Here is a 6,702-nt window from a genome sequence, read left to right on the forward strand (position 1 = left end):
GACCCACTTGCTGTCGAAGCGGCGACCTTCCAGGGTCAGGCTGACGGTCTTCTTCCAGTGGTTCATGTCCTTGGCGGTGCTGTCGAAGGTCAGGGTCTCGACGTTGGATACCGGCTCCTCGCCGTCGTAGAGCGCGATCTTGAGCGTGGCGGGCTTGACCCGCTCGCCGACCGGCTCGGTCTGGATCAGCTGGAAGCGGTGGCGGTTGGTGGTGACCTTGAAGTTATTGCCGAGCACGCTGACACCGACGGTGCGCACCTGGGTCTTGGCGGCCTTGTCGCTGCCTCTGAGGTGCTGCACGCGGACCACCGGCACCGCGATCTCCTGCGGCATTGCTCCGCCATGGACGAAGCGCGCGCCGCCGACGAAGTGGAAGCGGTTGGCTCCCTTGGGGACCCAGAACTCCATCGCGCCGCCTGTGCCGTGGATGTTGGCCCCGCCCGCGCCGGCAGTGATCGTCGTGGAGCCATGAAACGCCTGATCGCTCTCGGGCAGGTTGTGCCCGAGCAGGTAGCGTTTCTTCGCCCGCACCGTGCCGGGCGGCTGATCGCTCAGCTTGTTCTTATCCGTCTCGCCCAGCGGGCGCTCCTGGAACAGGAAGCCATGATCGGCGGTGATCAGCACCTGAGTGCCGTTGAGGCTGTTGACGATCTTGGCGGTCAGATCCGCCAGCTCGTCGATGGTCTGGCGCACGGCATGGAAGGTCTCGGCCTCGGTGACGAGCTTGTCGCCGATGGCATCGATGCGGTCGTGGTAGATGTAGACCACCCGATGCGGCTTGATGAAGGCGCGGCCTTCGTCCTTTTTCATCGCCATGAAGGTCTCGGCCTTGACCGCGATGCCCTCGACGTTGGCCAACACCTTGGCGCGCTGCTCCAGCGAGCTGCAGGGCTGGCCATCGACGCGCGGGCTGCCGTTGGCGTCGTAGTCGAGCTGCTTGTGGGGCAACAGCGTGGCCATACCGAGCCCGGTGTAGGACGGCAGCACACCGAGCTGCACGCCGAGCTTGGCATCAAAGCGGTAGCGGCCATTGAGCCGCGCGGTCAATTCCTGGGCGGCCTCGTAGCGGAAGGCGTCGCTGATGATCACGAACACCCGCCGCTCCGGCCCCTTGGCCAGGATCGGTGCGACCTCACGCTCGAAGAAGTGTTGTTGGTTGGGCACCTCTGGCAGCCGCCAGTGCTGCAGCAGGCCGTTGGCCAGGTGCTTGTTCCAGCGCAGCGCTAGCTCGGCGATGACGCCGGTACCGTAGGTCTGCTCGACCCGCTCACGCAGGGCTTTCAGGATGTCCCAGCCTCGGGCCTCGGCGGCATCGGCGCATTCGCAGAAGTGCCGGTAGTGCTGATCGAAGCGGTACAGGCGCTCGGTGTAGGCCGTGAACAGCGCCGGGGCATCAGCGGGTTCCGGGCGCAGCGCTTCGGCGTTGTGCAGCGCGAAGAGGTCGGCGGCGGTCGCCAGGGCCTGGTAAACGGCATGCAGAGCCTGGCGCGGAGCGGCCTCAGTATCGGCGAGCGTGGTCGCGGCCCAGTAGCCATCCTGCCGACCGGCGACGACGGCACGGATGGCCTCGGCGTCGATGGTATCGGCGCTGTCCAGCACCCGGTCGCGCAGCCGCCCGGCGATGGCCTGCTCAACGCGCAGGAAGGTCTTGGCCTCCTGCAGGGCGTCCAGCCCCAGGCCGCTGAGTTGCTGATCGAGCTTGATCGTCTCGGCGACGGCGGCGGAGAGGCGCTCGTAGGACGGGCTGCGGGCGCTGCTGTCGCGCCACTGCGCTAGGCAGACGACGGCGTTGGCCATCCCGCGTTGGGGCAGCACCAGGTGCGCGAGGCCGGCGGGCAAGGCGCTGCCGAGGGCGTTGGCCAGGTCGGAGACCATGAGCCGAATCAGTAGGCCCTTCAGCGTTGGCGTCGGGTCGCGCCAGCCGAAGTGGGTCTCGACCAGGTCCCAGAAGGCCGCTTCGACGTCGTACTTGGCGAGATCCGGCCAAACCGGCGGCGCGGTGTCGAGCTGGCCGTCCGGTATCCCGTCCAGCAAGGTGATCAGCAACGTGAAGAACTCGGGGTGATCAGCCTTGACCAGCACCGCGATCAGCTTGCGGTCGAGGTCGGTCGCGGTGTCATCGGTGCTGACCAGCTTCTTCAGCCGCTCCAGGCGCTCGCGGCTGGCGAAGAACCTGGCCCGCTCGGCCAGATGCGCGCGCAGCGACTGCGTGGTCAGCCCCAGGTCCGCGAGCAGCATCGAGGCACGGTCGGCGCTGAAGCTACCGCTGTAGAGGCGGATGTCGAGCAGCCAGTCCTCATCCGGTGGCGGTGGCGGGAACGGGGCGTAGAGCAGATAGCGGCCGGCGGGGTCGTCCAGCTCTAGGCGTACCTTCAGCTCCAGCGCTGGCAGGGTGTCGAGGCGCAGCACCGAGACCTCGTTCAGGTCCAGGTCGCCGAGGCTCTCCTCAAACTCTCGGTCCGGGTCATGCCAGAACACCAGGCGGTGGCCGTCTTGGTGGAAGCGCTCGTTTAGGGCGTCGGTGATGCGTTGCGTATCCATTCGTCAGGATGCCGCTACCCGAGACGCGTCACGCCGTAAGGATCGAAGGATGAGCCAAAGGAACGTGTGCGTATCCAGCAACAGCCTCACGACATATAGTCCTTGAAGTCGGCAAGGTGTTCATCGTCGTCAGCGATGATGGTGAACTTGCCACGCGCAGGACCAGGCTTGCGTTGACGGCTGTCTGCGTCGGAGGTCGACTCCTTTGACGACGCTTGATCTTCAAGTGGCCACAGAATGATCTCTGTTTTTCGGTGGCGAAGCTGTTCAGGAACAGGAATCGAATCGTGTGCCTTCGTAGATGCTGCGAATGGGTTCCATTGGATCGATGAGCTTCTTGTTGGATTTCATGCTGAGAAGAAAAGGCGTTGCAGCCATTGGGCAAAGGTATCGGCGCCGGGTAAATGGGGGTCGAGATAACGCGCGGAGATCGCTTGGCCCAGTGGCTTTCCAGGTTCCTGCTGCCATGCAAGCCACGTGTGAATCGTCGCCTTCGGGCGCTTCAGTTCGTCGAACCGGCGTTGTCCCGGCGGAATCTGGTCAATGGAAGCCTCAACATGCGCGAACAGCGGATCGGCGGGTGGCACGAGAAATGCCACAAAGTCCTCGAGAATGCCCGGTAGCCGATTGTCCGGCATCAACCAGATGCCGACTCGCGGCAAGAGCAAATTGCCCGGCGCGGGAATGACCGTGCCTTCCGGCACAGGCAGAGCCGGGAGTTGGTTGTAGCCCGCTTGGCGCAGTCGGTCGGTCACCGCCTGCCAGCTCGATTGAAGATCGGTATCGGCGTCGATCAGGATGCCCAGCGCGGCGATTTCACTTTCCTTGAGCCGGGCACCGATCCCTTCGAGCAAGGGGGCTTTTCCGCCATATTGACGAATGATTTCGATGTTTCCGAGGCTTCTCCCCCCACAAATGTGCTTGACCACATGTTCGTCATCCGCCCCTTCCACCATTAATACGCGTTTGCCGGGCATCTCTTACCTTACCTCGATCTCATCACGCGTCACGATTGCCAACTCGTGCTCAGAGAACAGGGTCGGAACGATCTTGTCGTTGTGGTTGGCAAGGCGGACGAGGACGCCGGCTTCCGGGCTTTCCTGGGCGGCCTCCTGGAAGGCGCGGACACAATCCCAGCTATGCGAGGTGGCAAAGACCTGCACGTTTAAGTCCCGCGCCAGTCGAAACAGGGTGCGCCAGATGTCGCTTTGTACCGAGTAGTGCAGACCGTTTTCGACTTCATCGACCAACAGAACGCCGTTTCTTGCATTACAGAGCGACAGGATGATGCCGAACAGCCGATTGACGCCGTCGCCGAAGGTCTTCAAAGGCACTGGTGACGTATAACGGGCACTCTTTGCGATGGCCGTGCGTCCATGAGCCCAGCGTTCGTCTCCACCGACCATTTGCACCGCCTGTATGTCTTCGGAGACCAGTCTCAGTGCCTTGACGATTTCCTGCTCCACGTCGGTCAGCGCAATCGCATCCCAAAGCGCCCCCATCTGACTGGTCGAGCGAGAGCTGAAGGGATCGAGGTAGACGCAAGGGGCAGGGCTAATATCGGCGTCAGCACGCATCGGTGTACGGCGTCGCAGCCGGTCCAGCGGTACAACGCGCTTGCGTCCCGAAACATCGAGATCCAAAGCAGGGAAGGCATCTATCTCATCGAAAAGATCGTCGGCGGCAGGTTCAAATCTGAGACCCGACGTCCCGGCATCCGTCTTCCGGACGAACCAATGAATGTTGGCCTCGATTTTGGAAATGGCCTCAGGGCGCGCCCCGCTTGCCGCGATAGTGAATCCTTCCCCACCCGACGCCAAGTTTGGAAAACCGGTGAAGAGGTTACAGAATGGCGACAAATCCTCCGGTTGATAGGTGCGTTCGGATTCGTTGGCGGAACCGAGCTCCTCCCGGTAATCGAGGATATCGAAGATCGTTCTGAGTGCCCCGCCCGTGGCGAGCATTCTGACGGCCTCCAGCAAGGTAGACTTACCGCAATTGTTTCTCCCGGTAATCAGATTGACCTTGCCGAGCGAGTCGATCTTTAGATCGGTAAAGGCCCTGAACCCGCGGACTTCAAGGCTATCGATGAATAGCGCCATGGTTGAGTCTCTTCATTTGATTTGTGACGATTCCTGATCGGCGACATCGTCCGGAAAGTCGGCACTCAATCCTCCAGCGACAGCCGCAAGAAATGCCTCGGTATCATCCTGTTCGGCCTCAGCGGCTGGCCGAACACCATAGCGATGTTCCAAAAACTCGACATAGCTTAGGGCCTCGCAAGCGGCTTGCTCGGGAAGCCGGCGGCTACGCGCGTAGATGATCTCTGCGATGGTCATGGTGTGTGGATAGCGATGAGTGGAGAACGGGCGGCCGCCTAGTCCGAGCTCTTGCCGGTGACCGCCTTCACCTCGGCGAGCAGGTTGCCGAACTTGCCGTAGTTGACCTTGACGCTGTCGTCGAGGTCGAGCGCGATGCGCTGGTCGGCGTAGTGGCGTAGCTGCTCGTCGAAGCGGCGCAGCTCGTCCAGCTGCTTGCCGAGCTTGTCGCGTTCCTTCTGCAGGCGCTTAGCCTGGGCACCGCTGCTGGCGGCCTCGATGTCGTCGGCGAGGCTGTCGATGGCCGTCTTGTTCGGTGCGCTCGCGTCGAGCATCGATGGTGCGTTGGTGTCCATGCCTCACAATTCCGTTACCAGAAGCGCGTCGCGCCGTAGGACAGGAAGGCATCTGTATCCAGCAAGAGCCTCACGGCAAGTAGTCCTTGAAATCATCCAAGTGCTCATCGTCGTCCGCAATGATGGTGAGTTTTCCGCGCGCACTACCTGGCTTGCGTCCGCCGCTGTCTGCTGCGTCGTTCGGCTCCATGACTAACCCATTGTCTTCAAGGGGCCACAGATTGATCTCCGTCTTTTTGTGGCAAAGTGCCTCGGGCACTGGAATCGAATCCGGTGTGTCCTCGTAGATGATGCGAATGGGTTGCATTGGGTTAGTGGCTAGTGGTTAGTGGTTAGCATCGAGAAGATAGGGCATCAGTCGAGATCCTGGCGAGGGACGTCTTTGCGCAGATCCGCGTCGGCGATGTCGTCTGGAAAGTCATCACTCAATCCTCCAGCGATCGCCGCAAGAAACGCCTCGGTATCGTCCTGTTCGGCCTCAGTCGGCGTGCGCGCGCCAGAGCGCTGTTCGAGGAACTCGATGTAGCTCAGCGCCTCGCGGGCCGCTTGTTCGGGAAGCCGGCGGCTATGCGCGTAGATGATCTCTGCGATGGACATTTTGGTGGTTAGCGGTTAACGATCATTTCTACCAACGATCAAACAGTCGGTCTCGCCGTCGAGCAAGCGCCGCTCGATCTCCGTAGCATTCTCCAGCAGTCGCTGCAGCACGTGCGACCGGGATGCGTTGCCAAGCTGTAACCAGACGACGCGAGGCGGTGCGCCGAGTAGCAGGCTCAGCTCGTGAAAATCGGAATCCTTGGTCACAACCACGAAGCCATTTCGCTGGGCATACTCCCAAACTTCGCGGTCGCTGGCGCGCTCCAACCCAGCCAGCGCAACCTGCGAGCTTCCCGGGAAGTCGTCTTGCAGGAAGGGCACGAGTCGCCGCGACAGATTCTCGTCAAGCAGCAGCTTCATGCACAGCGCAGCTCGCCGATATGACGTTCGCGATCGGCCGCAAATTGCAGGCAGGCCCGGATGTCGTCCGGTTCCAGCTCCGGAAAGTCATCGATGATCTCATCCGCGGACAAACCCGCCGCGAGCTGATCGAGGACATCATAGACCGTGATGCGAAGACCTCGCACACAGGGCTTTCCGCCGCGTTTACCGGCCTCAAGCGTGATGCGTTCTCTGTAGTGCATGGTCGTGCTCCTCAAGCTGCATGCGGGAATTATGCGGCTTCGCTCTTACCGGTGACCGTCTTCACCTCGGCGAGCAGGTTGCCGAACTTGCCATAGTTGACCTTGACGCCGTCGTCGAGGTCGAGCGCGATGCGCTGGTCGGCGTAATGGCGCAGTTGTTCGTCGAAGCGGCGTAGCTCGTCGAGCTGTTTGCCGAGCTTGTCGCGTTCTTTCTGCAGGCGCTTGGCCTGGGCGCCGCTGCTGGCGGCTTCGATGTCGTCGGCGAGGCTGTCGATGCGCGCGGCCATTTTGCTTTGCAGCGGGACG

General features: G+C 62.0%; 10 protein-coding genes. All 10 read right to left on the bottom strand.

Annotation, left to right across the window (positions count from 1 at the left end):
* The coding region (pglZ, locus tag VBE63_RS23360; RefSeq protein WP_323685417.1) for a BREX-1 system phosphatase PglZ type A at positions 1–2,541 on the bottom strand (2,541 nt) is incomplete at its 3' end.
* A 347-nt stretch (positions 2,542–2,888) separates the two neighbouring features.
* The gene (locus VBE63_RS23365) at positions 2,889–3,518 is read right to left on the bottom strand and encodes a DUF3226 domain-containing protein (RefSeq protein WP_323685418.1); all 630 of its coding nucleotides are present in this window, start codon (positions 3,516–3,518) and stop codon (positions 2,889–2,891) included.
* Positions 3,519–3,521: 3 nt separating this feature from the next.
* The gene (locus tag VBE63_RS23370) at positions 3,522–4,643 is read right to left on the bottom strand and encodes an AAA family ATPase (RefSeq protein ID WP_323685419.1); all 1,122 of its coding nucleotides are present in this window, start codon (positions 4,641–4,643) and stop codon (positions 3,522–3,524) included.
* A gap of 12 nt (positions 4,644–4,655) precedes the next feature.
* Positions 4,656–4,880, bottom strand: coding sequence for a DUF2281 domain-containing protein (locus VBE63_RS23375; protein WP_323685420.1), 225 nt, complete (start codon positions 4,878–4,880; stop codon positions 4,656–4,658).
* 38 nt (positions 4,881–4,918) lie between these two features.
* On the bottom strand, positions 4,919–5,215 hold the full coding sequence (locus tag VBE63_RS23380; RefSeq protein WP_323685421.1) for a hypothetical protein: 297 nt from the start codon (positions 5,213–5,215) through the stop codon (positions 4,919–4,921).
* Positions 5,216–5,285: 70 nt separating this feature from the next.
* Positions 5,286–5,522, bottom strand: a complete 237-nt coding sequence (locus VBE63_RS23385; RefSeq protein WP_323685422.1) for a hypothetical protein — start codon at positions 5,520–5,522, stop codon at positions 5,286–5,288.
* Positions 5,523–5,569: 47 nt separating this feature from the next.
* On the bottom strand, positions 5,570–5,812 hold the full coding sequence (locus VBE63_RS23390; protein ID WP_323685423.1) for a DUF2281 domain-containing protein: 243 nt from the start codon (positions 5,810–5,812) through the stop codon (positions 5,570–5,572).
* A gap of 15 nt (positions 5,813–5,827) precedes the next feature.
* The gene (locus VBE63_RS23395) at positions 5,828–6,172 is read right to left on the bottom strand and encodes a DUF5615 family PIN-like protein (RefSeq protein ID WP_323685424.1); all 345 of its coding nucleotides are present in this window, start codon (positions 6,170–6,172) and stop codon (positions 5,828–5,830) included.
* Entirely contained in the window at positions 6,169–6,396 is a 228-nt protein-coding gene (locus tag VBE63_RS23400) for a DUF433 domain-containing protein (protein WP_323685425.1), read from the bottom strand. Before VBE63_RS23400 ends, VBE63_RS23395 begins: the two co-directional genes overlap by 4 nt.
* Positions 6,397–6,425: 29 nt before the next feature.
* Positions 6,426–6,702: hypothetical protein (locus tag VBE63_RS23405; protein WP_323685426.1), on the bottom strand; the 277-nt coding region annotated here is incomplete at its 5' end.

The sequence above is a fragment of the Lamprobacter sp. genome, from assembly GCF_034860625.1.
GTDB lineage: Bacteria > Pseudomonadota > Gammaproteobacteria > Chromatiales > Chromatiaceae > Lamprobacter.

Excerpts from the sequence above, each read along its gene's own strand:
- VBE63_RS23365 (WP_323685418.1), bottom strand. The coding sequence starts at position 3,518 with ATGCCCGGCAAACGCGTATTAATGGTGGAAGGGGCGGATGACGAACAT.
- VBE63_RS23370 (WP_323685419.1), bottom strand. The coding sequence starts at position 4,643 with ATGGCGCTATTCATCGATAGCCTTGAAGTCCGCGGGTTCAGGGCCTTT.
- VBE63_RS23375 (WP_323685420.1), bottom strand. The coding sequence starts at position 4,880 with ATGACCATCGCAGAGATCATCTACGCGCGTAGCCGCCGGCTTCCCGAG.
- VBE63_RS23380 (WP_323685421.1), bottom strand. The coding sequence starts at position 5,215 with ATGGACACCAACGCACCATCGATGCTCGACGCGAGCGCACCGAACAAG.
- VBE63_RS23385 (WP_323685422.1), bottom strand. The coding sequence starts at position 5,522 with ATGCAACCCATTCGCATCATCTACGAGGACACACCGGATTCGATTCCA.
- VBE63_RS23390 (WP_323685423.1), bottom strand. The coding sequence starts at position 5,812 with ATGTCCATCGCAGAGATCATCTACGCGCATAGCCGCCGGCTTCCCGAA.
- VBE63_RS23395 (WP_323685424.1), bottom strand. The coding sequence starts at position 6,172 with ATGAAGCTGCTGCTTGACGAGAATCTGTCGCGGCGACTCGTGCCCTTC.
- VBE63_RS23400 (WP_323685425.1), bottom strand. The coding sequence starts at position 6,396 with ATGCACTACAGAGAACGCATCACGCTTGAGGCCGGTAAACGCGGCGGA.